Source organism: Barrientosiimonas endolithica, assembly GCF_030296655.1.
In the GTDB taxonomy this organism is placed as follows: domain Bacteria; phylum Actinomycetota; class Actinomycetes; order Actinomycetales; family Dermatophilaceae; genus Barrientosiimonas; species Barrientosiimonas humi.
In genome coordinates this window covers 1,202,497-1,227,168 of sequence record NZ_AP027735.1, presented here as the reverse complement: position 1 = coordinate 1,227,168, position 24,672 = coordinate 1,202,497, and the positions used below count along the sequence as shown (strand labels likewise).

Sequence of the window (24,672 nt, the reverse complement as noted above, 5' to 3'; positions counted from 1 at the left end):
GGCCGACGGTCGTACGTCACAGCCCCCGGGATCGGGCCTTCTGACCGGCGCCCGCCCCCGCCGCACGTCACAACCCCCGGAATCGGGCCTTCTGACCGGCGTCTCGATACACCGGCTCGGCTAGCGCCTCGCCGGCACTCGACGACCGGGTCCTGCCTCGACGACCGGGGACCACGAAGTGACCGTCCAGTAGGTTGGCGTCATGAGCAACGACCTGCACGCCGAGACCGTGATCGACGCCTCCCCCGAGCAGGTGTGGGCCGTCGTGTCCGACCTGAAGCGGATGAGCTCGTGGAGCCCGCAGACCAAGAAGATGATCATCCGCGGTGGCCCGGTGCGCGAGGGCACCACCACCATCAACATCAACCAGGCGGGCTGGCGCGTCTGGCCGACCACCGCCAAGGTGACCACGTTCGAGCCCGGCCGCAAGCTGGCGTTCAAGGTGCGCGAGAACCACGCGGTCTGGAGCTATGAGCTGCAGCCGCTCGAGGGCGGCACCCGCACCCGCGTGATCGAGCGCCGCGAGGCCCCGGCGGCACCACCAAGCTCAGCCACACGCTCATCGACCGCTTCTTCGGCGGCGACGACAACTTCGACGCCACGCTCACCCGCGACATGAACACCACGCTCGCCAAGATCAAGCGCACCGTCGAGCAGGGCTGACTCCCGCCGTACGCCGTCCTACAGTGAGGAGCACGGGCGACCTTCGCCCGTGACGACGGCCGACACGCCACGTCGCGCGTCCCCCGCCGCCAGGTGACCCGCGCAAGGTGGTGGTCTGGCATGGAAAGCACCATCCGGCCCGACGGCGTCGTCGTCGGCCTCGATCCCTCCCCGACTCGCGCCAGGCGCTGGCCTGGGCCGTCGGCCGCGCCACGGCCTGGGAGGCGCCGCTGCACCTGGTCGCGGCCCGCAGTCCCGAGAGCAAGGACGGCTGGGACCACGACCACCAGGACAGCCGGCCGATGAACCAGCTGCACCGGCAGCGGCTGGAGCAGGCGCGCGCCAAGGTGCTGGCCGAGCATCCCGACCTCTACGTCAGCGTCTCGTCGACCAACCGGTTCCCCGCGGCCGCCCTGGTCACGGCCTCGCGCGTCTCGCACCTGGTCGTCCTCGGCAGCCACGGCGACTCGATGCTGCGCTGGTCGCTCGGGTCGACCGCCCACCAGGTCGCCATCCACGCGGCCTGCCCGGTCGCCGTCGTGCGCCCGGAGCGCGACACCCCGCGCGGCAGCGTGCTGGTCGGCATCGACCGGTTCGACGACCTGGGCGCTCTGCGCTGGGCCGCGGCCGACGCCGACGCCACCGGGTCCGACGTGCTGGCCGTGCACGTCTGGCAGCGCGACCCCAGCGGCTCCGGCCGCGACCGGTCGCAGGCCGCCGGGGCGCTCGACTCGACCGTCGCCGACGTGGCCCGCGAGTTCCCCGACGTGAAGATCCGGGGCGAGGTGCTCGCCGGTGGTGTCACCCGCACGCTGCTGGCGCAGGCGGCCGAGCACGACCTGGTCGTCCTCGGCGCACGCGGTGGCGGGGGCTTCGCCGACCTGACGCTCGGCCGCGTCGCGGGCGGGGTGCTGTGGCGCTGCGACGCCACGGTGGTCGTGACCCGCTGACGACTACTCGGCGGCACCCAGCGCGTCGAGGATCACCGCGTTCTCGAACGCGTGCTGCCGCCAGGAGTCGTAACGGCCGCTGTGGCCGCCGTGCCCGCCGCCCATCTCGACCTTGAACAGCACCGGCCGCTCGGCGAAGTCGCTGGTCACCGTGTCGCGCAGCGCCTGCACCCACTTGGCCGGCTCGGCGACGAACACGCGCGTGTCGTGCAGGCTGGTCGTCGCGAGGATCGTCGGGTAGTCGACGGCGCGCACGTTCTCGTACGGCGTGTACGCCTTCATCACCGCATAGACCTCGGGGTCCTCCAGCGGGTTGCCCCACTCCTCCCACTCCCCCACGGTCAGCGGCAGGTCGGGGTTGAGGATCGTCGTCAGCGCGTCGACGAACGGCACCGCCGCGTGCACCACGCGATAGAGCTCCGGCGCCTCGTTGACGGCCGCACCCATCAGCAGGCCGCCCGCCGAACCACCTTCTGCCGCAACGCGATCGGGCGCCGCCCACTTCTGCTCGACGAGCGCACGCGTCACGTCGACGAAGTCGGTGAAGGTGTTGGGCTTCGCCAGCAGCTTGCCCTGGTCGTACCACGCGCGCCCCAGCTCGCCGCCGCCGCGCACGTGCGCCACCGCATAGACGACGCCCCGGTCCAGCAGCGACAGCCGCGCCGCCGAGAAGTACGGGTCGTTGGAGATCTCGTAGGCGCCGTAGCCCGACACCAGCACGGGGTTGCCCCCGTCGGGCCGTACGTCCGCGCGCCGCACGAGCGACACCGGCACCTTCGCGCCGTCACGGGCCTCGACCCACAGCCGCTCCTCGCGGTAGCGCGACGGGTCGTAGCCCGGCACCTCGCGCTGCTGCAGCAGGGTCATCTCTCCCGTCGCCGGGTCGAGGTCGTAGACCGCCCGCGGCGTCAGGTAGGACACGAGCACGACCTGCAGGCCCTCGCTGGCGTACTCCGGGTTGGAGCCGACCGCGAGCGTGTAGACCTCGGAGTCGACGGGCACGTCGCGCGGCTCGCCGTAGCCGTCGTCGGTGCGGTCGAGGAGGCGCACGGTCGCCAGCCCGCCGTGCCGCATCGTCACCGCGGTGAACGTCTCGAACGCGCTCACGCCGAGGATGCGGTCGCCGTCCTCGCCGGACAGCACCGGCCGCCAGCTCTCCCGTCCCGGCGTCGCGAGCGGCGCCCACGCCAGGTCGAAGTCGACGCGAGAAGCGTTGTGCACCACCAGGATCCGGTCGCCGTCGACCTCGATGCCGTAGTCCAGGCCGGGGGTGCGCGGCTCCACGACGCGCGGCGCGCCGGTCGGGTCGGCGAGGTCGAGCAGCGCCACCTCGGTGGTCGTGCGCGACTCGCTCCAGATCTCCAGCCAGCGGTCGTCGCGCGAGGCGTCGATGCCGATGGAGAACAGCGCGTCGTCCTCCTGGAAGACCAGCACGTCCTCACCGGTCGGCCGGCCGACCTCGTGCCGCCACACCTGGAAGCTGCGCCACGCGTCGTCGCGCCGGGTGTAGAAGACGTAGCGCCCGTCGAGGCTCCACACCAGACCCGTGCCCGCGCCGGTCACCGCGTCGTCGAGCACCTCGCCGGAGGCGATGTCGCGCACGACGAGGGCGTAGAGCTCGTCGCCGCGCTCGTCGAACAGGAACGCGACGCGCTCCCCGCCGGGTCCGGCTCGAGCCCGCCGAGCTCGAAGAAGTCGCGCTGGCCGGCCTCGACGTTGCCGTCGAGCAGCACCTGCTCGCCGGGCAGCTCCACCCCGGGCTCCGGGACCGGCCGCGGCTCCCCGGCGACGTACGCCGCCCGCGCGTGGGTCTCGTACTGCTTGCCCTCCTGCGTGCGCGAGAAGTACCACCAGCCGTCCTTGCGCACCGGCACGCTCATGTCGGTCTCGCGGATCCGCGCCCGCATCTCCTGGAAGAGCGTCTCGGTGAGCCCGGCGAGGTGCGCGGTGCGCGCCTCGGTGTAGGCGTTCTCGGCGCGCAGGTGCTCCAGCACCTGCGGGTCGTCGGCGACGCTGAGCCAGTGGTAGTCGTCCACGAACGTGTCGCCGTGGTGCGTCCGCTCGTGCGGGCGGCGCTCGGCGCGCGGCGGCTCGGGCAGGGCTGCGGGTGTGGGCTGACTCACCCGGTCGAGGCTATTCGTTGATCCCGGTCTGCTCGACACCGGCCACGATCCACCGCTGCAGGAACAGGAACATCAGCAGCAGCGGCAGCATCGACACGATCGCCGCCATGAACATGCCGTGCAGGTTGACCGACTGCGCGGTGACATACGTCGACAGCGCGATCTGCACCGTCCACGACGACTGGTCCTGCCCGATGACCAGCGGCCACAGGAACGCGTTCCAGCTCCCGATGAACGTGATCGTCGCGACGGCCGCGACGAACCCCCAGGAGTTCGGGACGACGATCCGCCAGAACGTACGCCAGGGGCCGGCCCCGTCGATCTGCGCCGCCTCCTCGAGGGTCTTGGGGAAGCCGAGGAAGTACTGCCGGAACAGGAAGGTCGCGAGGGCCTGGAACAGCCCCGGCACGATCAGGCCGCGCAGCGTCGAGACCCAGCCGAGCGTGCTCACCATGACGAACATCGGCACGAAGGTCACCGCCGCCGGGATCAGCAGGGTCGCGAGCACGACGTAGAAGACGGCGTTGGCGTAGCGCACCTGCGACCGGGCCAGGCCGTAGCCGGCCATCGCCGAGATCACCAGCACCCCCACCGTCTGGGTGACGGCGATGAGCAGCGAGTTGACCATGCTGCGCGCGAGCGGCACCGACCGGCTGCTGAAGACCTCCGGCAGGTTGCCCCACTGCGGCGAGCCCGGGAACCAGGTCCACCCGTCGACGCTGGTGATCTGTTGCTCGGTCGACAGCGCGTTGCGCAGCAGCAGGTAGAACGGCACGAGGAAGATCAGCGCCAGCACGACGAGCAGGGCGTAACGCACGAAAGACGCTGTGCCGCCTCGCTTCTCGCCGACGACGGTGGGCGCGGCCATCTCAGTCCTCCCTCCGCCCGATGCCGGTCAGCCGCCCCTGCGCGAGGGCGAACAGGGCGATCATCAGCGTGAGGATCACCGCGCCGGCGCTGCCGTTGCCGAAGTCCTGCACGTCCCCGAGGGCGGTGTAGTACAGGTAGACGAGCGGCGGGCGGGCGTACGGCGGGTAGCCGCCGGTGCTGGACATCAGGTTGTAGAACTCGTCGAACGCCTGGAAGGCGTTGACCAGCAGGAGCAGCAGCACCGCGGTCGAGGTGGCCTTGAGCTGCGGCACGGTGATGTAACGGAACGCCTTCCAGCCGACCGCACCGTCGAGGGCGGCCGCCTCGTACATCGTGCGCGGGATCCGTTGCAGCGCAGCGAGGAAGAGCACCATGAAGAAGCCGACCTGCAGCCACAGCCGGGCGGTCGTGATGACCAGCCAGTACCACGGCGGGTCGACCACCGACAGCCACGCGACCGGCGCGATCCCCACGGTGCCGAGCACGGTGTTGATCGCGCCCGAGCTGACCCCGGAGAACAGCGAGCCGCGCCAGATCATGGCCGCGACGACGTACGAGCACGCCGTGGGCAGGAAGAACACCGACCGGAAGAAGCTGCGCCCCCGGGTCGCCCCGTTGACGAGCACCGCGAGCCCGAGCGAGATGACGAACGTCGTCGGGACGATGAACAGCGCGAACACCACGAACGTGCCGAGGCTCGACCGGAACGCCGGGTCGGACAGCATGTTCGTGTAGTTGCGCAGACCCACGAATTCCGTTGGGGTGACGGTGTTTCGGGCCTCGTAGAAGCTCAGCCAGACGCTCCACACGATCGGGACGAGCACGAAGACGGTCAGCCCGACCAGGAACGGCCCGACGAAGATCCAGAACCACAGGTGCGGGCTGTCGGTCCAGCGGCGCTTGCTGCGCGCGGGCGCAGGCGTGCGCACAGCCGGGCGCACCTCGGCGGGGCTCGCCATGTCCGGGTCAGGCGAAGCGCTTGAGCTCGTTGGTGACCGTGCGCTGCACGGCCGCGAGCGAGCTCTTCGGGTCGGCGCCCGACCGGATGATCTTGTCGACCGCGTCACCGAACGCCGAGGCCGACGCCGGGGTCCACAGCAGCGGCGTCTGCGGGTGGCCGTACTGCGTGACCATGTCGGCCGCCTGCTTCGCCGGGCCGGTCTTGAGCTTCTCGGCCTTGGCGATCAGGCTCTTGCGGGCCGGCACGTGGAAGCCGTACGACTGCGCCCAGTCCAGCTGCTTGTCGGTCTGGTCGACCCACAGCCACTTCACGAACTGCTTCGCCGCCGTGACGTTCTTGGCCTTCGCGCTCACGCAGGCGGAGTAGGCACCGACCGGCACCGATGGCTTGCCGCCGGACCCGATCGCCGGGAACGGGAAGACGCCGAAGTCGTCACCGAGCGCCTCCTGGATCATCGGCAGGGTCCACAGGCCGGTCCACTGCATGGCGGTCAGGCCCTGGGTGATGGCCGCGGGCTCCGACCAGTCGCTGGGCGCGCCGAGCAGCAGGTTGCCGCTCTTGAACAGTGTCGCGAGCTTGCCGAGCGCCTGCGCCACCGCGGGGGTGTTGAACGCCGGCTTGTCGTCCTGGGTGAGGTAGTCGGTGCCGCTGGACCACAGCACCGGCCCGCCCATCACGCCGGCGCCGCCGTCGTTGCCGAGGAACAGCCCCTTGACCTTGCCCTGGGTGAGCTTGTCGGCGGCGGCGAGCAGCTCGTCGAACGTGCGCGGCGGCGTGACACCCGCCTTGCTGAGCATGCTCTTGCGATAGACGAACAGCTGCATGTCGACGACCTGCGGGATGCCGTAGAGCTTGCCCTGGTAGGTCATGCGTTGCAGCAGCGACGGGGTGAAGTCGGACCTGGCCGGGCCGAGCAGGTCGCTCAGGTCGACCACCTGCTTGCCGGTGATCATGTCGATGGTCGGGCCGTTGCCGTACTCGAAGACGTCGGGCCCGCTCGAGGTGAGCAGCGAGGAGGCGGCCTTCTTGTCGTAGTCGCCGGGGATCCAGGTGACGTTGACCGACGCGTCGGGATACTCCGAGGCGTACTTCTTGACCGCCTGCTCGGTGCCGTCCTCGCCGTACTGGTGGTACCACTGCGCGATGGTCGGCTTGCCGCCGCTGCTGCTGCCGCCCGACTCCGGCCGGCCGGTGTTGCCCCCGCAGGCGGCCAGGGCCGCGGCCGTCAGGGCCGAGCCGGAGAGGGCGAGCGCGTGACGGCGGGACGGGCGGAACGATGCTCCGGACATGGCGGACCTCCTGCGACGGGACTTGTTCGCAGACTAGACCCGGCCCGGAAGGTCACGCGTGCAGCAACGCCGCGTACGTCGCCCGGTCGACCAGGCCGGTGGGCTGCAGCCCCGCGGCGCGCTGGACGTCCTTGACGGTCATGCTCGTGCCGGTGCCGAAGACACCGTCGACGACGAGCTGGCGCCCGATCGGGAGACGGTGGTTGAGCAGCAGCTGCACCGCTCGCACGGCGTTGCCGCGGCTGCCGATGGTCACCGTGCTGCGGTCGCACAGGATCGCCCAGTCGTCCTGACCGAGCATCCCGGTGACGCGCCGGTGCGTGCGCACCTGGAAGGCCATCACCGCGGCCCGGGTCTGCGCGCCGAACGCGCCGTCGACCCGGATGGTCGCGTAGTACGGCCGCAGCAGCAGCTGCGCGATCGACACCGCCGGCAGCGGCAGCCGGTTGTCGCCGTCACCCGGCATGACCCGCACGACCGAGGCCATCCGGCCCTTCGGCTTGGTGAGCCGCCGCAGGTCGATGCGCTGCGGGCAGTCGATCCGCACCTGGGTCTCGCCCTCGTGGTCGACCCGCTCCTGCTCGATGACCGTCATGGCCCCTCCTCCGGTTCGCCCGCACCCCCACGGGCTTGGTTGTCCAGACCTGTGACGGGCCCACCCCCACCTCACGTTCCCCGCCCCTCCCAAGCCGGTCGAGTAGCCCCCACCCCCAAGCCGGTCGAGTAGCCGCGAGGCACGAGCGGCGTATCGAGACCCCCAACCTGACGCCAACCGTCCGCAACCGGCTCTAGCGTCGCTCCCACCCAGGCGAAGGAGACCGACATGGCGACGGACGTGACCGAGTGGCTGCTCGACGGGGACCCGGCGATCCGCTGGCAGGTGCTGCGCGACCTGACCGACGCCAGCCACGCCGACGTCGCCGCCGAGCGAGCCAGGATCACCGAAACCGGTTGGGGAGCAAGGCTTCTCGACCTGCAAGAGGACGGCCAGTGGGCCGGTGGCGCGTGCTTCCCGGGCAACGGCTGGACGCCGCCTGCTTCCGTCGTCGGCGACCGCGACGCCCAACCCTGGGTCGCCACGCTGCCGACGCTGCGCCTGCTGCTGGCGTTCGGCGCCGACCCGGCCGACCCGCGCGTGCGCACCGCCGTGCAGGCCGCCGCCGACAAGGCCCGCTGGGAGTACGACGGCTCCCGCTTCTTCGACGGCGAGGTCGAGCCGTGCATCAACGGAGGCACGGTGGCGATCGGTGCCTCCTTCGGCCAGCCGGTCGACGGCATCGTGACCCGCCTGCTCCGCGAGCGCCTGCCCGACGGCGGCTGGAACTGCGAGGCCGAGAACGGCTCGGCCCGCTCCTCGTTCCACACCACGATCTGCGTGCTGGAGGGCCTGTGGGAGTACGCCCGCGCCGGCGGCTCGATCGACGTCACCGCGGCCCGGCAGGCGGGTGAGGAGTACCTGCTCGAACGCGGTCTCCTGCGCCGGCTCAGCACCGGCGAGGTGGTCGACTCCGACTTCCTGCTGCCGGCCTTCCCGCCGCACTGGCACTACGACGTGCTGCGCGCGCTCGACCACTTCAGGGACACCGGTGCGGCCCCGGACCCGCGGCTCGCCGAGGCGCTGGACCTGATCCGCAGCAAGCAGGCCGCGGACGGCACCTGGCTGCTGGAGAACCTGCATGCGGGGATGCAGTGGTTCGCGCTGGACGACGGGGTCGGCCGTCCGAGCCGGTGGAACACCCTGCGCGCGCTCCGGGTGCTGCGCTGGGCCGACGCCTGACCCTTCACGCCGAGTCGCGCAGCTCCTGGCGATGGTCGACGGCCCGGGTGCCGACCACGAGGCCGGCCCCGGTCTCCCGGCGCACCTGCCTGATGGCGGCGAAGTAGTCGTCGCGGGCCAGCAGGTCATCCACCCGCTGCGCCAGAGCGTCGGGCAGTTCCAGGGGCGTCTTGTCGCTGGCCGAACCGAAGAGTCCCATGGCGCCGACCCCTCATGCCCTCCGCTGGCGGGTCTCGATACGTCCCGCTCGTCCCTCGCGGGCCTACTCGACCGGCGTGTTGGCCCGCTCGACCGGCGTGTTGGCCTACTCGACCGGCGTGTTGGCCCGCTCGACCGGCGTGTTGGCCCGCTCGACCGGCGTGTTGGCCTACTCGACCGGCGTGTTGGCCCACTCGACCGGCGTGAGCGTCAGCGGGCGAGGCAGGCGGGGCCGAGGAGGGCCTTCAGGTCGCCGTAGAGCGACGGGCTCACCGAGACCCGGTGCTCGTCGCCGAGCCGCACGGTGACCGACCGCCCGGGCTGGGTCAGCTTCAGGTGCACCTCGGTGACGCCGGGGTGCTCGTGCAGCACGCCCTTGAGCCGCTCGGCCAGACCGTTGGTGGCGCGGACCGCCTGCAGCGAGAGCACCACCGGCCCCTGCGGCCCGTCGCCGAGCTCGGGCAGCGTGAGCTCCATGGCGTTCAGCGCCACCTGCTCGTCACGCTTGTTGACCCGCCCCTTGACCACGCACACGACGTCCTGACTGAGCATCGTCGAGACGGTCATGTAGGTCGAGGGGAAGAACAGGCACTCCACCGACCCGTCGAGATCCTCGACCGTCGCGATGGCCCACAGGTCGCCCTTCTTGGTGCGCTTGACCTGCAGCCCGGTGATCAGCCCGGCGATCGTCACGGTGGTGCCGTCGGGCGGACCGTCCTCACCGATCAGCCGTGAGATCGAGGTGTCGGCGTGCTTGGTCAGCACGTGCTCGAGGCCGAGCAGCGGGTGGTCGCTGACGTAGAGCCCGAGCATCTCCCGCTCGAACGCGAGCAGCGTGTGCTTGTCCCACTCCATGTCGGGCACGGGCGGCAGCGCCGCGAGCTCGATGCCGGGCTCGTCGCCGAACCCGCCGAACAGGCTGTCCTGGCCGACGGCCTCGGCGCGCTTCTCGTCGACCAGGGCGTCGACGTACTGCTCGTGCACGTGGACCAGACCCTGCCGGGTGTGCTTGAGGTCGTCGAACGCGCCTGCCTTCACGAGGGATTCGACGGTGCGCTTGTTGCAGACGACCGCGGGGCTCTTGCGCAGGAAGTCCTCGAACGACTCGAACCGGCCCTTGCTCTCGCGGGCCTGCACGATGCCGTCGACGACGTTGCGGCCGACGTTGCGGATCGCGGCCAGACCGAACCGGATGTCCTCGCCGACCGCGGCGAAGTCGGCGACCGACTCGTTGACGTCGGGCGGCAGCACCTTGATGCCCATCCGGCGGCACTCGCCGAGATAGATGGCCGACTTGTCCTTGTCGTCGCGCACGCTGGTCAGCAGCGCGGCCATGTACTCGGCGGGGTAGTTGGCCTTGAGGTATCCGGTCCAGTACGACACCAGCCCGTACGCCGCGGTGTGCGCCTTGTTGAAGGCGTAGTCGGAGAAGGGCACCAGCACCGCCCACAGCGCGGCGATCGAGGCCTCGTTGAAGCCCTTGGCCTTCATGCCTTCGGAGAAGGGGACGTACTCGGCGTCGAGCACCTCCTTCTTCTTCTTGCCCATCGCGCGGCGCAGCAGGTCGGCGTTGCCGAGGGTGTAGCCGGCGAGCTGCTGGGCGATCTCCATGACCTGCTCCTGGTAGATCACCAGGCCGTAGGTCGTGCCGAGGATCGGCTCGAGCGCGGTGATCATCTCGGCCTGCAGCTTGCCCTTCAGCTGCGGGTCGAGCGGGGTGAGCTCCTGCTTGCCGTTCTTGCGCAGCGCGAAGTTGGTGTGCGCGTTCACGCCCATCGGGCCGGGGCGGTAGAGCGCGAGCGCCGCGGAGATGTCCTCGAAGTTGTCCGGCTGCATCAGCCGCAGCAGGGTGCGCATGCCGCCGCCGTCGAGCTGGAAGACGCCGAGGGTGTCGCCGCGGCCGAGCAGCTGGTAGGTCGCCTTGTCGTCGAGCGTCTTGGACAGGGCATCCAGGTCGATGTCCTCGCCGCGGTTGTCCTTCACGTTCTTGATCGCGTCGTCGAGGATCGTCAGGTTGCGCAGACCCAGGAAGTCCATCTTGACCAGCCCGAGCGTCTCGCAGCTGGGGTAGTCGAACTGGGTGATGACCTGACCGTCCTGCAGCCGGCGCATGATCGGGATGACGTCGATCAGCGGCTCGGACGACATGATCACGCCGGCGGCGTGCACGCCCCACTGGCGCTTCAGGCCCTCGAGGCCCTTGGCGGTCTCGACGATCTCGCCGAAGTGGTTCTCGGTCTCGACCAGCGCGCGGAACTCGTTGCCCTCGGCGTAGCGCGGGTGCTCGGGGTCGTAGATCCCCGACAGCGGCACGCCCTTGCCCATCACGTCGGCGGGCATCGCCTTGGTGAGCGACTCCCCCACCGAGAACGGGTGGCCCATCACGCGGGAGGCGTCCTTGACCGCCTGCTTGGCCTTGATCGTGCCGTAGGTGACGATCTGCGCGACGCGCTCGTCGCCGTACTTCTCGGTGACGTACTTGATCACCTCGCCGCGGCGACGCTCGTCGAAGTCGACGTCGAAGTCGGGCATCGACTTGCGCTCGGGGTTGAGGAACCGCTCGAAGATCAGGCCGTGCGGGTGCGGGTCGAGGTCGGTGATGCCCATGGCGTACGCGCACATGGACCCCGCGCCGGAGCCTCGCCCGGGCCCGACGCGGATGCCGTTCTCCTTGGCCCAGTTGATGAAGTCGGCGACGACCAGGAAGTACCCCGGGTATCCCTTGCCGACGATGACGTCGATCTCGTAGTCGGCCTGCTTCTGGGCGTAGTCGGGCACCCCTGCCGGGAACCGCCCGCGCAGACCGGAGTTGACCTCCTTGATGAACCAGGACGTCTCGTCCTCGCCCTCCGGCACCGGGAAGCGCGGCATGAACCGGCCCTCGCCCTCGGTGAACGACACCTCGCAGCGCTCGGCCACCAGCAGCGTGTTGTCGCACGCCTCGGGCAGGTCGCGCCACACCTCGCGCATCTCGGCCGCGGACTTCAGGTAGTAGCCGTCGCCGTCGAACGCGAACCGGTCGGGGTCGAGCAGGGTCGAGCCGGACTGCACGCACAGCAGCGCGCCGTGCGCCTTGGCGTCTTCCTTGCGGGCGTAGTGCAGGTCGTTGGTCGCGAGCAGCGGCAGCGACAGGTCCTTGGCCAGGCGCAGCAGGTCATCGCGCACCCGGCGCTCGACCTCGACCCCGTGGTCCATCAGCTCGAGGTAGTAGTTCTCCGCGCCGAAGATGTCGCGGAACTCCGCCGCCGCGTCGCGGGCGAGGTCGTACTGTCCCAGGCGCAGCCGCGTCTGCACCTCTCCCGACGGGCACCCGGTCGTCGCGATCAGGCCGTCGCCGTACTGGTTCAGCAGCTCCCGGTCCAGCCGCGGCCACTTCGCGTAGACCTGGTCCAGCGAGGCCAGCGAGCCCATCTTGAACAGGTTGTGCATGCCGGCGTTGTTGCGCGCCAGCAGCGTCATGTGGGTGTACGCACCGCCACCGGACACGTCGTCGCGCGGGTTGGTGCGGTCGCCGCCGAACTTCACGCGGGTCTTGTCGGTGCGGTGCGTGCCCGGCGTGACGTAGGCCTCGAGGCCGATGATCGGCTTCACGTCGTACTTGCGGGACTTCGACCAGAACTCGTACGCCCCGAACAGGTAGCCGTGGTCGGTCGTCGCGATCGCCGGCATGCCCATCTCCTGGGCCACCTGGAACATGTCGTCGATGCGGGCCGCACCGTCCAGCATGGAGTACTCGGTGTGGTTGTGCAGGTGGACGAAGCTGTTCCCGGTCATCGCCGCAGAGTCTACGTCCGGACACCGACAGGCCCCGCCGCAGCCGCGCTGCCCGCGGCCAGCTCCCGCCGGCCCGTCACCTCACCCGCGGACGGTGAGTGTGCGCGACTCGCCCACCGACGACGTAAGACATGGGCAAGACGTGCACTCTCAGCGCACTCCCGCGGTTGCGCAGTCAGGAGTCGGACAGGCTGGCTGCCCCTTCGCGGCTGCGGGCGAACCGCCAGATCGCCTGGTCCACCTGCCGCACCTCCACCTGCTGCTGCGCCGCTACCGCCGCGACAACTGCTTCGGCGCGCGCCGGATCGAGCGGCGCGCCGACGGCGTGGGTCACGTACTTCTGGATCCACGTGTCGGCCTTCACCCCGTCATGCCCCAGCATCATCGCGAAGTACACCCACGTGACTGCACCCAGCCCCCGCACTCCGGTGTACGCCCGCCGATGACGGTCCCCGACCGGGTCGAGGTCGCCAGCGCGCGTCACCCCTGCATCCACCAGGCGCCTCGCTGCGTCAACGATGAGGTCGGCCTTGAGTCGCCCGGACGCCCGCGCGTGATTGTCGAGCTGGCGGGCCAGCAGCTCTGGCTTGCGCTTCGCCAGGACCGTGAGGTCGTCCAACCGACGCTGCTCATGATCCCGGTATCGGCCGACTGCACCCCTGACCCCGTTCGTCACCGTCCCGTACCTCGCCCGAATAGAGAGGACGGCGTTGATCAGCGCCGCCTCGATCTCGTCGGGGTACCCGCCTCGCCACTCGACCAGCTGAATCCCGTCGCGCTCCATCCGATCTGCCAGACGTCTGGCAGCCGCATCAGTCTCCATGCCCGAAGTGAAGCAGGCGGCCCCTACGAACGTCGGCGATTCGGTACTTGTCCGAGCGGACCAACCCACCAGACGACGTACGGCTTGGGCGAGTCCTGCACGCCCACCCCCTCGCCACGGCGCCGCTCAGTCGAGCTCGCGGATCCGGTCCAGCGCCGCCTGCAGGTCGTCGGGGTAGTCGCTGGTGTAGGTCACCCACTCGCCCGATCCCGGGTGCACGAACGACAGCTCCTTGGCGTGCAGCCACTGCCGGTCCAGGCCGAGCTTCTTGGCCAGCGTCGGGTCGGCGCCGTACAGCGGGTCGCCGACGCACGGGTGGTGCAGCGCGGCCATGTGCACCCGGATCTGGTGGGTGCGGCCGGTCTCGAGGTGGATGGTGAGCAGCGAGGCGCGGCGGAACGCCTCGAGCAGCTCGTAGTGCGTGACGCTCGGCCGCCCGCTCTTCATCACGGCGAACTTGTAGTCGTGCCCGGGGTGGCGACCGATGGGCGCGTCGATCGTGCCGATCACCGGGTCGGGCAGGCCCTGCACGAGCGCGTGGTAGGTCTTCTCGACCGTGCGGTCGCGGAACGCCTGCTTCAGCACGGTGTACGCCCGCTCAGACTTCGCGACGACCATCAGTCCGCTCGTGCCGACGTCGAGCCGCTGCACGATCCCCTGCCGCTCCGCGGCGCCCGAGGTCGAGATCCGCTTGCCCGCGGCGGCCAGCCCGCTCACCACGTCGGGCCCGTCCCAGCCCACGCTCGGGTGCGCGGCGACGCCGAGCGGCTTGTCGACCACGATGATCTCGGAGTCCTCGTGGACGATCTTCAGCCCCGGCACGGCGACCGGCTTGACCTCGGGCTGGCGCGGACCGAGCCGCTCGGGCAGCTCGACCTCCAGCCACTGGCCGGCGCCGACCCGGTCGGACTTGCCGACGACCTTGTGGTCGACGGTGATCACGCCGTCGGCGGCCAGCTCGGCGGCGCGGGTGCGCGAGAGCCCCAGCAGGCGCGCCACGGCCGCGTCGACCCGCTCGCCCTCGAGCCCGTCGGGCACCGGCAGCGCCCGGACGTCGGCCACCTCAGCGCTCCGCGTCGTCGGTGCGGGCGGGCTCAGACCTGGTCGCGTGCTCGTCCGTGTCCTTGTCCTTGTCGTCGCTGACCCGGGTGCCGTCGATGCCGATGCCCCGGAAGGCCAGCAGGCAGATCAGCACAGCGGCGCTGACGATCCAGACGTCGGCCACGTTGAAGATCGGCCAGTTGGGCAGCTGGAACATGTCGATGACGTGCCCCTTGCCGCCGCCGGGCGCCCGGAAGAAGCGGTCGGTGAGGTTGCCCAGCGCGCCGCCGATCAGCAGGCCGAGCGCTGCCGCCCAGCCCCGGCTGCGCAGCTTGCGGGCGGCCCAGATGGTGCACCCGATCACGACGATGGCGATGATCGTCAGCAGCCAGGTGGCGTTGGTGGCGATCGAGAACGCCGCGCCCGGGTTCGCAGCCCGCCGCAGCTGGAAGAACTCCCCCACGATCGGGTGCGGCTCCCCCATCTGCAGGTTGGCGACGACCCACGCCTTGCTCAGCTGGTCGATGGCGTACGTCACGACCGCGATGCCGATCAGGACCGCGATCAACCGGTTCGAGCGGCTCGGCTGCTCAGCGGTCTCGTCGGTCGTCGGGCTGGGCGGGGTCGCGTCGGCTCCCGAGTCGGACGAGGTCTCGTCGCGACCGGCGGACGGTGCGGCTGCGGCGTTCAGTGACGCTCCTGCTTCTGCTTGCATGTCACACAGAGGGTGGCACGCGGCTGGGCCTGCATGCGCAGCTTCCCGATCGCGTTGCCGCAATTCTCGCAGATGCCGTAGGTGCCGTCGTCGATGGCCCGCAGCGCCTTCTCCGTCTGGGCCAGCATCGCCCGCGAGTTCTGCGCGACGGTGAACTCCTGCTCGCGCTCGGAGGTCTTGGCGCCCGCGTCGACCTGGTCGTCACCGGACCCGTCGCCGCTGTCGCGCATCAGCTGCTGGATGTCCTGCTCGATCCCGGACAGCTCGGTGGTGAGCCGCTCCTGCTCCGCCAGCAGCTCGGCGCGTACGGCATCGAGCTCCTTCTTCGTCCACGGCGACTCGTCCTGGCGCACCCGCAGCTGACCGGGGGCAGCGGACGTCGCGCCGGTGGTCTTCTTCGCCGGCGCGCTCTTCTTGGCCGGCGCAGCCTTGGTCGTCGCCTTCTTGGCCGGCGCAGCCTTGGTGGTGCTCTTCTTGGCGGGCGCGGCCTTGGTGGTCGCCTTGGTGGCCTGCTTCTTCGCCGGAGCCTTCGTGGCGGGCGCGCTCGCGCCGCCGGCCGTCTTCTTGGCGCTCGTCTTCTTGGCGGCCGTCTTCGTCGAGGTGGTCTTCTTCGCGGCCGCGGACTTCGTGGTCGCAGGAGCCGTCTTCGCCGGAGCCTTGGTGCCGGTCGCGGTCTTCTTCGTCGCCGTCTTCGTCGTCGCGGTCTTCTTCGTCGCGGTCTTCTTCGCGGTGGCCTTCGCCGCCGGCGCCTTCTTCGCGGGTGCCTTCGTCGTGCTCGCCTTCTTGGCGCTCGCCTTCTTCGCGGGGGCCTTCTTGGCCGCGGGCTTGGCGCTGCCGGACCCACCCTCGCCGCCCGAGCGCCGTCCCGCACTCACCACGCTGCGCAGGGCGCGGCCCACGCGGCCGGTGACCCCCGACGTGCTCGACGTGCCCGCATCATGCTTGTCCGTGCCAGCCATGAGTCCCTCTCCACACCGATGGAGCCACTGCCCCACGTCGACGCAGGAGCCGGGCGTTCCGGGCGAGGATAAGGGACGCCCGCACCCGGAACAACGCACACGCGCCGATTCCCCTCACCGGGGTGGATGACGTACGCCCTCGCCGGCACAACCCACGACGCCCCGGCCCGCAGGGGCCGGGGCGTCGTAGGCGACGGGTCGGTCGACCTAGCTCGCGGAGGAGCCGGCCGTGGACTTGGGGTCGCCACCGTCGATGGTGGTGTCCAGGAACTTGCGCTGGTCGTCGAGGAACGCCTTGAGCTTGCCGCGGTAGTCGCGCTCGAAGCCGCGCAGCCCCTCGATGTCACCGGTGAGGCGGTCGCGCTCGGTGTTGAGCTGCCCGAGGATGGTCGTCTTCTGGCTCTCGGCGTCGCGCAGCATCGTCTGCGACTTGTCGGTGCCGTCCTTGACCAGCTTGTCGTGCTGCTGCTGACCGGTGCGCACGAGCTCGTCGTGCTTGGTCTGACCGGCCTTGACCAGCTCGTCGTGCTTGGTCTGGCCCGCCTTGATGAGCTCGTCGCGCTTGGTGTTGGCCTCGCCCACCACGCGGTCGCGGTAGGACTCGCCCTCGCCGACGAGACGGTCCTTGGTCTTCTGACCGTCGGCGACGTGCTCGTCGTGCAGCTTCTGGGCCAGCGCGATGACGCCCGCGGCGCCGGCACCGCCCGCGGCACCCGCCGCGGCGGCGGTCGCCCCGCTGCCCACGCCCTCGGCCTGTCCGGCCGCGGGCGACTGACCGGCGACCGAAGCCGCCTGGCCGGCCACCGGGGCCGGGGCGGTCGCGGGCTGCTGCGGCGCGGCGGCCGGCTGCGCCTTCTCGGCGGCCTCGGCCTTGCTGCGCGCGTCGGCGAGGCGGGTCTGTGCCTCGCGCTCGGCCGCGTTGGCCTCGCGCTGGGCGGCCTGGGCCTTGTCGATCTCGGCCTTGATCGCCGCGAGCTTCTCCTCGGCCTGGCGCTGGGAGTCCTTGGCGACGCGGGTCGCCTCCTCCGTGCGGGCCAGCTCGGCCTTCAGCGTGGCCAGCTTCTGCTGGCTCGCCTTCAGCTCGCCGTCGTCGGCCTTGGCGGCGGCGGAGCCGCCGGCCGGCACGGGAGTGAGACCGGGGACCGCGGCCGCACCCGTCTTGGGCTGCTCCTTGGTCTGCTCGCCCGTGGTCTCCCGACCCGTGAGGCCCTTGCCGCGACGGCAGTCCTCGAGCTGTCCGGAGAGCTTCTCGTTCTCGGCGTTCAGCCGACGCAGCTCCACGACGATGTCGTCGAGGAAGTCGTCCACCTGGCCCTCGTCGTAGCCACTACGACCAAAGCTCTTCGGCCGGCCGAACTCCTTCGTCACCACGTCTTCCGGCGTCAGCGCCATGTGTCTTCACCTCGGTCACCACAAGTGGGCCGACCGGCCCGGCGCAAGTGCCTTCGAGGTCGACCGCAGAATCAAAAACTGTCGCCGTCACCTTAGAAGACTGAGCGACAAAGTGACAGCCAGCATCAGGACGAGGAAGGCCAGGTCGAGGCTGATCTGCCCCAGACGCAGGGGTGGGATGACCCGCCGCAGGGCTCGCAGGGGCGGGTCGGTGACGGTGTAGACGACCTCGGCGATGACCAGCACCGGGCCGCGCGGACGCCAGTCGCGGGCCAGCACCTGGACCCAGTCGATCACCAGCCGGGCCAGCAGCAGGATCAAGAAGACATACAGGAGCAGGATGAGCACTGCCCGGATGGCGTCCATGGCGACAGTCTGCGCGACGTGGCTGCGGAAGGAGCGGGCAGGGCCCGCGCGAGATCAGCTCTGGTTGAACAGGACGCGGGCGTTCTTGGAGGGCTGACCGGTCTGCGTGGCGACCTCGATGGTGGCCGGGGACAGCAGGAACACCTTGCTGGTGACGCGCTCGATGGTGCCGTGCAGACCGAAGACCAGGCCGGCGGCGAAGTCGACCAGACGCTTGGCGTCGCCGTCGTCCATGTCGCTGAGGTTCATGATGACCGGGACACCGTCGCGGAAGCTCTCGCCGATGGCCTTGGCCTCGTTGTAGGTGCGCGGGTGGATCGGCACGATGCGGTTCATCCCCGCCACCTCCGAGTGGTGCATCTCACGGACCGGGTGCGGCGCGGGGGCCCGGCGCGGCAGCGGGGTGACCTCGGCCGACTGCTCCGGGGCCGGGTTGTCGTCGTAGACCTCGTCGTCGGCCGGGTCGTAGTCGTAGCCGTAACCGTCAGCGGCGTACGCGTCGTCGTAGACCGAGCCGTCGTCGGCGCGGCGCGCACGGTTGTCGGGGTGAGCAGGGTCGACCTCGGCCAGTCCGAGGTATTCCATCGTCTTGCGCAGGGCGCTCATCATCCGCTCCTTGGAGGGTCTTCCCTGACGCCCGGAGAGCCGTCAGCAACGTCGTTTGCGAACCGCCGCCGACGCTACCGCTGAGCCGGTCGCGAACCGAGGATTGCGCTGCCGACACGCAGGTGTGTCGCGCCCGCGGCGATCGCCTGCTCCAGGTCGCCGCTCATCCCGGCCGACATCCAGGTCGCGTCGGGGTGGTCGCGACGGGTGCTCTCGACGAGCTCGGCGAGGGTGGCGAACGCCGGCGCCGGGTCGGCACCCAGCGGCGCCACCGCCATGAGCCCGCGCAGTCGCAGGTGCTCCAGCCCGGCGACCTCCTCGACCAGGGCGGGCAGGTCGGCCGGGCGCACTCCCCGCGCCCCGCGTCGTCGCCGGACAGGTCGACCTGCACGGTGACCTCCAGCGGGTGGTCGCGCTCGTCCGCCGCGCGGTCGAGGGCGCGGGCGATCTTGGCCCGGTCGACGCTCTGCACGACGTCGGCGTAGCGCGTCACGGCAGCGGCCTTGTTGCTCTGCAGCTGGCCGACGAAATGCACAGCCAGCCGACGGCGTACGTCGGGGTCGAGGCTCGCGACCTTCTCACCGGCCTCCTGGTGCCGGTTCTCGGCCACGTCGGTCACGCCGAGGTCGGCAAGCAGCGCGACGTCGGAGGCCGGGAAGAACTTCGTGACGACGACGAGGGTGAGCTCCTCGGGCGAACGCCCGGCGTCGGCACAAGCCGCGTCGATGCGCTCACGCACCCGCTGCAGGTTGACGGCCAGCTCGTCGCGACGCTCGGTCACGTCGCGCCCTCGCCGCGCAGCACGACCACGCCGGCGAACCGGCCGGTGCGCTGGTCGCGGCGGTAGGAGTAGAGATGGTCGCTCTCGCGGGTGCAACCCGCGACCCAGGAGACCTCGACCCCGTCGGCGGTCAGCTGCTCGACCACGCCGGCGGCGACGTCGATGGCCGGGGTGCCGGTCCAGCTGACGGCGCGCGAGCCGGGCGCGAGATCCGTTGCGGCGTCACGCATCTCGGCGGGCACCTCGTAGCAGCGACCGCACACCGACGGGCCGACCGCCGCGACGATCCGCTCGGCGCCGAGGTCGCGCATCCGCCGCACCGCGGCCGGCACCACGCCGGCGACCATGCCGGGGCGCCCGGCGTGGACGGCCCCGACGACACCGGCGTCGACGTCGGCGAGCAGCACCGGGGTGCAGTCGGCGACGAGCACGGCCAGCGCGAGGTCGGCGGTCGTGGTGAGCACCCCGTCACCCTCGGGCGGGGTCTGCCCCTGCTGCTCGGCGACCCAGACCTCGGCGCCGTGCACCTGGTTCATCCAGACGAGCCGCTCGGTCGGCACGCCGACCTCGTCGGCCAGCCGGGTGCGGTTGTCCGCGACGGCCGCGGGGTCGTCGCCGACGTGCGCACCCAGGTTGAGTCCGGCGTACGGCGGGCGGCTGACGCCCCCGCGGGCGTCGGTGAAGTAACGGTCGACGACCCGGCCCGCGGGACCGGTGAGCCGGTCCTGCCAGCCGATCATCGGCTCACTTCAGGAAGTCGGGGACGTCGAGGTCGTCCTTGTCGTCGAAGGTGACCTCACGCGGCGGGCGGGCGCTCTGCCCCTGCTGGACCTGGCCGGGGGTGCCGCCGGGCTGACGCTGGTCGCCGCCCTGCTGCCCCGCCTGCTGCGCACCCTGGCCGCCCTGGCCGGAGGGGGCGGGCTGGGTCTGGGACGGCGCCTGGGTGGGCACGCCCTGCGTCGGGGCCTGGTTGCGGTCGCCTCCGGCGGCCGGAGCCTGGCGCGGGGGCTGCTGACCCTGGCCACCGGCCTGCTGGCCGGCACCGGCCGGGCTCGCACCCTGCGGGCCGGACTGCTGCTGGGCGCCGCCGCCCTGCGCGGGCTGCTGGGCCTGCGGGCCGCCCTGGATCTGACCGAGCGCGCGCTCGTCGGGGCGACGCTGCGGCGAGCCCCCGTCGAAGCCGGCCGCGATGACGGTGACCCGCACCTCGTCGCCGAGGGCGTCGTCGATGACCGCACCGAAGATGATGTTGGCCTCGGGGTGGGCGGCCTCCTGCACCAGGCGGGCGGCCTCGTTGATCTCGAACAGACCGAGGTCGGAGCCACCCTGCACCGACAGCAGCACCCCGTGGGCACCGTCGATGCTGGCCTCCAGCAGCGGGCTGGAGATCGCGAGCTCGGCCGCCTGCACCGCGCGGTCGTCGCCGCGGGCCGAGCCGATGCCCATGAGCGCCGAGCCGGCGCCCTGCATGACCGACTTCACGTCGGCGAAGTCGAGGTTGATCAGACCCGGGGTCGTGATCAGGTCGGTGATGCCCTGGACACCGGACAGCAGCACCTGGTCGGCGCTGAGGAAGGCGTCCATCATCGAGACGTTGCGGTCGCTGATCGACAGCAGCCGGTCGTTGGGGATGACGATGAGGGTGTCGACCTCTTCGCGCAGCGCGTTGATGCCGAGCTCGGCCTGGTTGGCGCGGCGGCGGCCCTCGAAGGTGAACGGACGGGTGACGACACCGATGGTCAGGGCGCCGAGGCCCTTGGCGATCTTGGCGACGACCGGAGCGCCACCGGTTCCGGTGCCACCGCCCTCGCCGGCGGTCACGAAGACCATGTCGGCGCCCTTGAGCACCTCCTCGATCTCCTCGGCGTGGTCCTCGGCAGCCTTCTTGCCGACCTCGGGATCGGCGCCGGCGCCCAGACCGCGGGTGAGCTCACGGCCGACGTCGAGCTTGACGTCGGCGTCGCTCATCAGCAGCGCCTGCGCGTCGGTGTTGATGGCGATGAACTCCACGCCCTTGAGGCCCACCTCGATCATCCGGTTGATGGCGTTGACGCCACCGCCGCCGATGCCGACGACCTTGATGACGGCCAGGTAGTTCTGGGGAGTGGTCACGAGGATGGGGCCTTTCACGACGGGATGGGCGTTCGACCTTCAGCTCAGGGCGCAGGTTGCACCCGACGCTCGATCCCATCATGGAGGCCACCTGGACCGAGCGGTCGGGTGCGACACGCGAGGTGCCGGCCCGGAAGCTCCCGCGCATGCTACGGCAGGGGTCGCTCCCTTCGCACGAGTCGAACAGTGAAGTAGAGGTTGAGTGCGGTTCGGGCGCCGTCGCGTCAGGGCGTGGTGCGCGTCGTGAGCGACCCCCGGCCGAGGGTTCCGGTCCAGTTCACCGTGCCGCTGCCGAGCGCGACCGCGCCGGTGGTGGTGACGTTCGTGACGTCGTAGCAGATCGTGTAGGGACACTCCAGCTCCAGCCCCGGCGGGATGAGTGCGACGAAGATCGCGGTGAAGTCGAAGCACACCCGCGTGGGTCGCAGGGCGGGCGGCGTGCCGTTGGGGATCGGCCGGCTGACCGTGGTGAAGGTCGCGTTGACGGCGCTGATCCGACCGAACGTCCCTGCGCCCACCAGCGTGGCGACGGTGAGACTCGTCGTGCGACCGTCCGACCACGACACGGTCCCGCCGACCCCGAGCACGGCGTAGGCCGGTTCGAACAGGTCGAGTCGGCACGCCGTCGAGTCGATGTTGAACACGGCTGTGCCCGACACGCTCGCGAGACCGAGGGCGGCGGCCCCCTGCGCCGTGAAGGCCCCGCCGGCACCGGCGACCAGGCAGGTCGGGCACTGCGGCGGCGCGGACGCGGCCATGACCGGCGCCATGGCGCCGAGCGCGACCGCGGGGACGGCCCAGGCCGCGCCCTTGGCCAGCGTCCGCCGGGACGGCGCGCCGGGGCTGGGTGGCGGGGCTGCGACCGGGGCGGGGTCGGTGGTGGTGGCGCGGGGCGTGATCAGGGGTGCGGGCATGGCCAGCTCCTTCGAGGGGTCGTTCGACCGCGAGGAGCTCGGCGTGCGGGGCCACACCGTGTTGCGTGCTGCGCGCGGCTTGAGGGGGCGGATCGTTCACGGTTCACACACATGTGCTATGCGCGATGTCACGCTAGCGCGATCCGCCCGCCGGGGTGGTCGATTTCACCCGCATCCGTCTCAGCGGACGGTCAGCGTTCACCCACCGGACGCGGCGCCGCCGCACACGGGGAAGCCGGGGGCGGCTCAGCTCAGGACCGGGCGCCCGGGGGCGCTGAGGTCAATCGCCGTCGCCCCGTCGTCCTCGATCGTCGGCCGCAGCGCCGCGAGGTCGCGCGCCTTCGCCGAGGAGCCCGTGGCGTCGCCCCAGCTGACCGCCAGGTCGCCGAGCCTGAAGGACACCTGCCCGGCCGAGGACAGCTGCAGGCCGGAGACCCGGGCCCGCTCCTGCGCCGGCAGCGCCGAGAGCACGGTCGCGAGCGAGGACAGCTCGGGGCGGCCCGGCGGCTCCTGACCCGCCACCTTGACCACGGGCAGACCGCGCGGGGCCTTGGCGCCGCGGGCGTAGGCGACCCCCTCGGTGTCGACCAGCCGCCGGGTCCCGGCCTGCTCGATCACCAGCACCGCCGTGCGGGGCGTGACCGTGACGCGCAGGCCGCGCGGGAAGCTGCGGTCGACGCGCACCGCGCGCACCCCGTCGATCTTGGCCACCCGTCGCTGCACGGCCGAGGTGTCGGCGCGCACCACCGGCGTGCCGACCACGTCGTCGGCCACCGCGCGCACCCGGTCGGTGAGCGCGGCGGGCGCGCCCGTCACCTGCACGGTGCGGACCGTGAGCACGGGGCTGAAGACGACGAGCCAGACCAGCGCGACGACGAGCACGGCCACGCCGGCGAGCAGCAGCCGCCGTCGCCGCGTCTCGTCGCGCAGCGAGGCGGCGCGGGCCGCGAAGCGCGCGTGCGGGGCGCTCACGACGCCTCTCCGGACCCGCCCGTCGCGAGGGCCTCGAGCAGCCGCGGGCCGAGCGAGGTGACGTCTCCTGCACCGACCGTGAGCAGCAGGTCACCGGGGTGCACGGCGCGCAGCGCCAGCTCGAGCGCGGCGTCGTGGTCGGGGGCGAAGTCGGCCCCGGGCACCAGGTCGCTCACCAGGCGCCCGGTGACACCTTCGACCGGTTGCTCGCGGGCGCCGTAGACGTCGAGCACCACGGCGTGGTCGGCCAGCCGCAGCGCCGCGGCCAGGCCGTCGGCGGCGTGCTGGGTGCGGGAGTACAGGTGCGGCTGGAAGACCACGACCAGCCGGCCGCCCTCGCGCAGGGCCAGCCCCGTGCGCACCGCGGCCTCGAGCTTGCCGGGGTTGTGGGCGTAGTCGTCGACCACCCGCACTCCCCGCCTCGCCGCGCGGCTCGAACCGGCGCGAGGTGCCACGGAAGGCGCCCAGGCCCGCGACGACCTGCTGCGGGTCGAGGCCCAGCCCGGCGGTGAGCGCGAGGGTGACGCCGGCCGCGTTGAGCACGTTGTGCGCGCCGGGAACGTTCAACGTGAGGTCGAGGTCGACCCCTGGAGCCGCAGCGTCGCGCGCTGCTGGAAGCCCTCGGCCCACTCCTCACCCACGACGAGGTCGGCGGTCTCGCTGCGGCCGTAGGTGAGCACCCGCCCACCGGATGCGGCGTGGCGCTCGGCCAGGGCGGCGCTCCCGGCGTCGTCGGCGCAGGCCACCAGCAGCCCGCCCGGGGCGATGGTCCCGGCGAACTCCAGGTACGCCTGGTGCAGCCGCTGCGAGGTGCCGTAGAAGTCCAGGTGGTCGTCGCGCACGTTGGTGACGATCGCGACGTCGGGGCGGTAGACGACGAACGACCCGTCGCTCTCGTCGGCCTCGACGACGAACGCCTCCCCGACCCCGGACCCGCGTTGGCCCCGATGCCGGCGATGTCGGCGCCGATCGCGAACGAGGGGTCGGCGCCGCAGGCGCGCAGCGCCACGGTGGCCATGGCGCTGGTGGTCGTCTTGCCGTTGGCGCCGGCCACGGCCAGCCCCGACCGGTCGGCCATGAGCATGGCCAGCGCCTGCGAGCGGTGCAGCACGGGCAGGCCGCGGCGGCGTACCTCGACCAGCTCGGGGTTGTCGTCGTGGATGGCCGAGGAGATCACGACCACGGCGTCGTCCGGCACGTCGGCGACGTTGGCCGGGGAGTAGCCCACCTCGATGCGGGCCCCGGCGGAGCGCAGCACCTCAAGCACGGGCACGTCGTTGTTGTCCGACCCCGACAGCGCGACGCCGCGGGCCAGCAGGAGCCGGGCGATGCCGGACATGCCGGACCCGCCGACGGCGATCATGTGGACCGCGCCGACCGAGGCGA

Annotated in this window: 24 protein-coding genes and 3 pseudogenes; 4 read left to right on the top strand and 23 right to left on the bottom strand. The window is 71.5% G+C overall.

Translation table 11 applies throughout. The annotated features are described in order from the left end of the window. The first annotated feature begins 202 nt into the window (after positions 1-202). Both QUE40_RS06215 and QUE40_RS06210 read left to right on the top strand, forming a co-directional pair. Positions 203-619, top strand: a complete 417-nt coding sequence (locus tag QUE40_RS06215; protein ID WP_289232611.1) for an SRPBCC family protein — start codon at positions 203-205, stop codon at positions 617-619. Between the two features lie 154 nt (positions 620-773). Continuing rightward, the gene (locus QUE40_RS06210) at positions 774-1,613 is read left to right on the top strand and encodes a universal stress protein (protein ID WP_289232610.1); all 840 of its coding nucleotides are present in this window, start codon (positions 774-776) and stop codon (positions 1,611-1,613) included. A gap of 3 nt (positions 1,614-1,616) precedes the next feature. Here QUE40_RS06210 and QUE40_RS18980 read toward each other — a convergent pair whose 3' ends face one another. The 6 genes and pseudogenes from QUE40_RS18980 to QUE40_RS06185 form a co-directional block, all read right to left on the bottom strand. Then, a complete protein-coding gene (locus QUE40_RS18980; RefSeq protein WP_350227137.1) occupies positions 1,617-2,480 on the bottom strand; it encodes a prolyl oligopeptidase family serine peptidase in 864 nt (287 codons plus the stop codon). Positions 2,481-2,519: 39 nt separating this feature from the next. Beyond that, a pseudogene (locus tag QUE40_RS18975) lies at positions 2,520-3,649 on the bottom strand (S9 family peptidase); the annotation flags it as partial. Positions 3,650-3,746: 97 nt separating this feature from the next. After that, on the bottom strand, positions 3,747-4,604 hold the full coding sequence (locus QUE40_RS06200) for a carbohydrate ABC transporter permease (protein WP_289232609.1): 858 nt from the start codon (positions 4,602-4,604) through the stop codon (positions 3,747-3,749). 1 nt (position 4,605) lies between these two features. Continuing rightward, complete coding sequence (locus tag QUE40_RS06195) at positions 4,606-5,535, bottom strand: carbohydrate ABC transporter permease (RefSeq protein WP_289232608.1); 930 nt, start codon at positions 5,533-5,535, stop codon at positions 4,606-4,608. 37 nt (positions 5,536-5,572) lie between these two features. Further along, positions 5,573-6,856, bottom strand: coding sequence for an ABC transporter substrate-binding protein (locus QUE40_RS06190; RefSeq protein WP_289232607.1), 1,284 nt, complete (start codon positions 6,854-6,856; stop codon positions 5,573-5,575). A 52-nt stretch (positions 6,857-6,908) separates the two neighbouring features. Then, positions 6,909-7,451 carry a peptidoglycan-binding domain-containing protein gene (locus QUE40_RS06185; protein WP_142004891.1) on the bottom strand — a complete coding sequence of 181 codons (543 nt, stop codon included), beginning with the start codon at positions 7,449-7,451 and terminating at the stop codon, positions 6,909-6,911. 228 nt (positions 7,452-7,679) lie between these two features. Between QUE40_RS06185 and QUE40_RS06180 the strand changes: the two genes are divergently transcribed. Next, positions 7,680-8,633 carry a hypothetical protein gene (locus QUE40_RS06180; protein ID WP_289232606.1) on the top strand — a complete coding sequence of 318 codons (954 nt, stop codon included), beginning with the start codon at positions 7,680-7,682 and terminating at the stop codon, positions 8,631-8,633. Positions 8,634-8,637: 4 nt separating this feature from the next. Here QUE40_RS06180 and QUE40_RS06175 read toward each other — a convergent pair whose 3' ends face one another. From QUE40_RS06175 to QUE40_RS18965, 16 genes and pseudogenes are all read right to left on the bottom strand, one after another. Continuing rightward, on the bottom strand, positions 8,638-8,832 hold the full coding sequence (locus tag QUE40_RS06175) for a hypothetical protein (protein WP_289232605.1): 195 nt from the start codon (positions 8,830-8,832) through the stop codon (positions 8,638-8,640). Between the two features lie 209 nt (positions 8,833-9,041). Further along, positions 9,042-12,605, bottom strand: coding sequence for a DNA polymerase III subunit alpha (gene dnaE, locus QUE40_RS06170; RefSeq protein WP_289232604.1), 3,564 nt, complete (start codon positions 12,603-12,605; stop codon positions 9,042-9,044). Between the two features lie 175 nt (positions 12,606-12,780). Beyond that, positions 12,781-13,428 (bottom strand): DUF8548 family protein, encoded by a 648-nt coding sequence (locus QUE40_RS06165; RefSeq protein WP_142004885.1) that lies wholly within the window; start codon positions 13,426-13,428, stop codon positions 12,781-12,783. A gap of 126 nt (positions 13,429-13,554) precedes the next feature. Next, complete coding sequence (locus QUE40_RS06160) at positions 13,555-14,490, bottom strand: RluA family pseudouridine synthase (RefSeq protein ID WP_289232603.1); 936 nt, start codon at positions 14,488-14,490, stop codon at positions 13,555-13,557. Between the two features lies 1 nt (position 14,491). Then, positions 14,492-15,037, bottom strand: a complete 546-nt coding sequence (gene lspA, locus QUE40_RS06155; RefSeq protein ID WP_289232602.1) for a signal peptidase II — start codon at positions 15,035-15,037, stop codon at positions 14,492-14,494. 119 nt (positions 15,038-15,156) lie between these two features. After that, positions 15,157-16,143 (bottom strand): TraR/DksA family transcriptional regulator, encoded by a 987-nt coding sequence (locus QUE40_RS06150; protein ID WP_289232601.1) that lies wholly within the window; start codon positions 16,141-16,143, stop codon positions 15,157-15,159. 207 nt (positions 16,144-16,350) lie between these two features. Next, positions 16,351-17,535 carry a DivIVA domain-containing protein gene (locus QUE40_RS06145; protein ID WP_142004880.1) on the bottom strand — a complete coding sequence of 395 codons (1,185 nt, stop codon included), beginning with the start codon at positions 17,533-17,535 and terminating at the stop codon, positions 16,351-16,353. Positions 17,536-17,622: 87 nt separating this feature from the next. After that, the gene (locus tag QUE40_RS06140) at positions 17,623-17,901 is read right to left on the bottom strand and encodes a YggT family protein (RefSeq protein WP_142004878.1); all 279 of its coding nucleotides are present in this window, start codon (positions 17,899-17,901) and stop codon (positions 17,623-17,625) included. A gap of 54 nt (positions 17,902-17,955) precedes the next feature. Beyond that, positions 17,956-18,510, bottom strand: coding sequence for a cell division protein SepF (locus tag QUE40_RS06135; RefSeq protein WP_142004877.1), 555 nt, complete (start codon positions 18,508-18,510; stop codon positions 17,956-17,958). Positions 18,511-18,581: 71 nt separating this feature from the next. Beyond that, positions 18,582-19,288, bottom strand: a pseudogene (locus tag QUE40_RS06130) (YggS family pyridoxal phosphate-dependent enzyme). After that, complete coding sequence (gene pgeF, locus QUE40_RS06125) at positions 19,285-20,028, bottom strand: peptidoglycan editing factor PgeF (RefSeq protein ID WP_289232600.1); 744 nt, start codon at positions 20,026-20,028, stop codon at positions 19,285-19,287. Before pgeF ends, QUE40_RS06130 begins: the two are co-directional and overlap by 4 nt. A 4-nt stretch (positions 20,029-20,032) precedes the next feature. Then, positions 20,033-21,400, bottom strand: coding sequence for a cell division protein FtsZ (gene ftsZ, locus QUE40_RS06120; RefSeq protein ID WP_142004871.1), 1,368 nt, complete (start codon positions 21,398-21,400; stop codon positions 20,033-20,035). Positions 21,401-21,624: 224 nt separating this feature from the next. After that, positions 21,625-22,314, bottom strand: a complete 690-nt coding sequence (locus QUE40_RS06115; RefSeq protein WP_142004869.1) for a hypothetical protein — start codon at positions 22,312-22,314, stop codon at positions 21,625-21,627. A gap of 246 nt (positions 22,315-22,560) precedes the next feature. Next, positions 22,561-23,286: a cell division protein FtsQ/DivIB gene (locus tag QUE40_RS06110; protein ID WP_289232599.1), complete on the bottom strand. Its 726-nt coding sequence runs from the start codon at positions 23,284-23,286 to the stop codon at positions 22,561-22,563. Continuing rightward, a complete protein-coding gene (locus QUE40_RS18970) occupies positions 23,283-23,693 on the bottom strand; it encodes a glutamate ligase domain-containing protein (protein ID WP_350227088.1) in 411 nt (136 codons plus the stop codon). Before QUE40_RS18970 ends, QUE40_RS06110 begins: the two co-directional genes overlap by 4 nt. A gap of 156 nt (positions 23,694-23,849) precedes the next feature. Then, the gene (locus QUE40_RS18965) at positions 23,850-24,281 is read right to left on the bottom strand and encodes a Mur ligase family protein (RefSeq protein WP_350227136.1); all 432 of its coding nucleotides are present in this window, start codon (positions 24,279-24,281) and stop codon (positions 23,850-23,852) included. Here QUE40_RS18965 and QUE40_RS18960 point away from each other — a divergent pair. Beyond that, positions 24,243-24,509 carry a hypothetical protein gene (locus QUE40_RS18960; protein ID WP_350227087.1) on the top strand — a complete coding sequence of 89 codons (267 nt, stop codon included), beginning with the start codon at positions 24,243-24,245 and terminating at the stop codon, positions 24,507-24,509. The genes QUE40_RS18965 and QUE40_RS18960 overlap by 39 nt on opposite strands. On the opposite strand, the pseudogene QUE40_RS18955 reads toward QUE40_RS18960, so the two are convergent. Next, positions 24,416-24,625 (bottom strand): annotated as a pseudogene (locus QUE40_RS18955) (Mur ligase domain-containing protein); the annotation flags it as partial. The gene QUE40_RS18960 and the pseudogene QUE40_RS18955 sit on opposite strands and share 94 nt — an antisense overlap. Positions 24,626-24,672: the final 47 nt, after the last annotated feature.

What these genes read in the sequence shown, in the direction of transcription:
- QUE40_RS06215 (WP_289232611.1), top strand. Translation starts at nt 203, where the DNA reads ATGAGCAACGACCTGCACGCCGAGACCGTGATCGACGCCTCCCCCGAG.
- QUE40_RS18980 (WP_350227137.1), bottom strand. Translation starts at nt 2,480, where the DNA reads ATGACCCTGCTGCAGCAGCGCGAGGTGCCGGGCTACGACCCGTCGCGC.
- QUE40_RS06200 (WP_289232609.1), bottom strand. Translation starts at nt 4,604, where the DNA reads ATGGCCGCGCCCACCGTCGTCGGCGAGAAGCGAGGCGGCACAGCGTCT.
- QUE40_RS06190 (WP_289232607.1), bottom strand. Translation starts at nt 6,856, where the DNA reads ATGTCCGGAGCATCGTTCCGCCCGTCCCGCCGTCACGCGCTCGCCCTC.
- QUE40_RS06185 (WP_142004891.1), bottom strand. Translation starts at nt 7,451, where the DNA reads ATGACGGTCATCGAGCAGGAGCGGGTCGACCACGAGGGCGAGACCCAG.
- QUE40_RS06180 (WP_289232606.1), top strand. Translation starts at nt 7,680, where the DNA reads ATGGCGACGGACGTGACCGAGTGGCTGCTCGACGGGGACCCGGCGATC.
- QUE40_RS06175 (WP_289232605.1), bottom strand. Translation starts at nt 8,832, where the DNA reads ATGGGACTCTTCGGTTCGGCCAGCGACAAGACGCCCCTGGAACTGCCC.
- dnaE (WP_289232604.1), bottom strand. Translation starts at nt 12,605, where the DNA reads ATGACCGGGAACAGCTTCGTCCACCTGCACAACCACACCGAGTACTCC.
- QUE40_RS06165 (WP_142004885.1), bottom strand. Translation starts at nt 13,428, where the DNA reads ATGGAGACTGATGCGGCTGCCAGACGTCTGGCAGATCGGATGGAGCGC.
- QUE40_RS06150 (WP_289232601.1), bottom strand. Translation starts at nt 16,143, where the DNA reads ATGGCTGGCACGGACAAGCATGATGCGGGCACGTCGAGCACGTCGGGG.
- QUE40_RS06145 (WP_142004880.1), bottom strand. Translation starts at nt 17,535, where the DNA reads ATGGCGCTGACGCCGGAAGACGTGGTGACGAAGGAGTTCGGCCGGCCG.
- QUE40_RS06140 (WP_142004878.1), bottom strand. Translation starts at nt 17,901, where the DNA reads ATGGACGCCATCCGGGCAGTGCTCATCCTGCTCCTGTATGTCTTCTTG.
- QUE40_RS06135 (WP_142004877.1), bottom strand. Translation starts at nt 18,510, where the DNA reads ATGATGAGCGCCCTGCGCAAGACGATGGAATACCTCGGACTGGCCGAG.
- pgeF (WP_289232600.1), bottom strand. Translation starts at nt 20,028, where the DNA reads ATGATCGGCTGGCAGGACCGGCTCACCGGTCCCGCGGGCCGGGTCGTC.
- QUE40_RS06115 (WP_142004869.1), bottom strand. Translation starts at nt 22,314, where the DNA reads ATGCCCGCACCCCTGATCACGCCCCGCGCCACCACCACCGACCCCGCC.
- QUE40_RS18960 (WP_350227087.1), top strand. Translation starts at nt 24,243, where the DNA reads ATGTCGGCGCCGATCGCGAACGAGGGGTCGGCGCCGCAGGCGCGCAGC.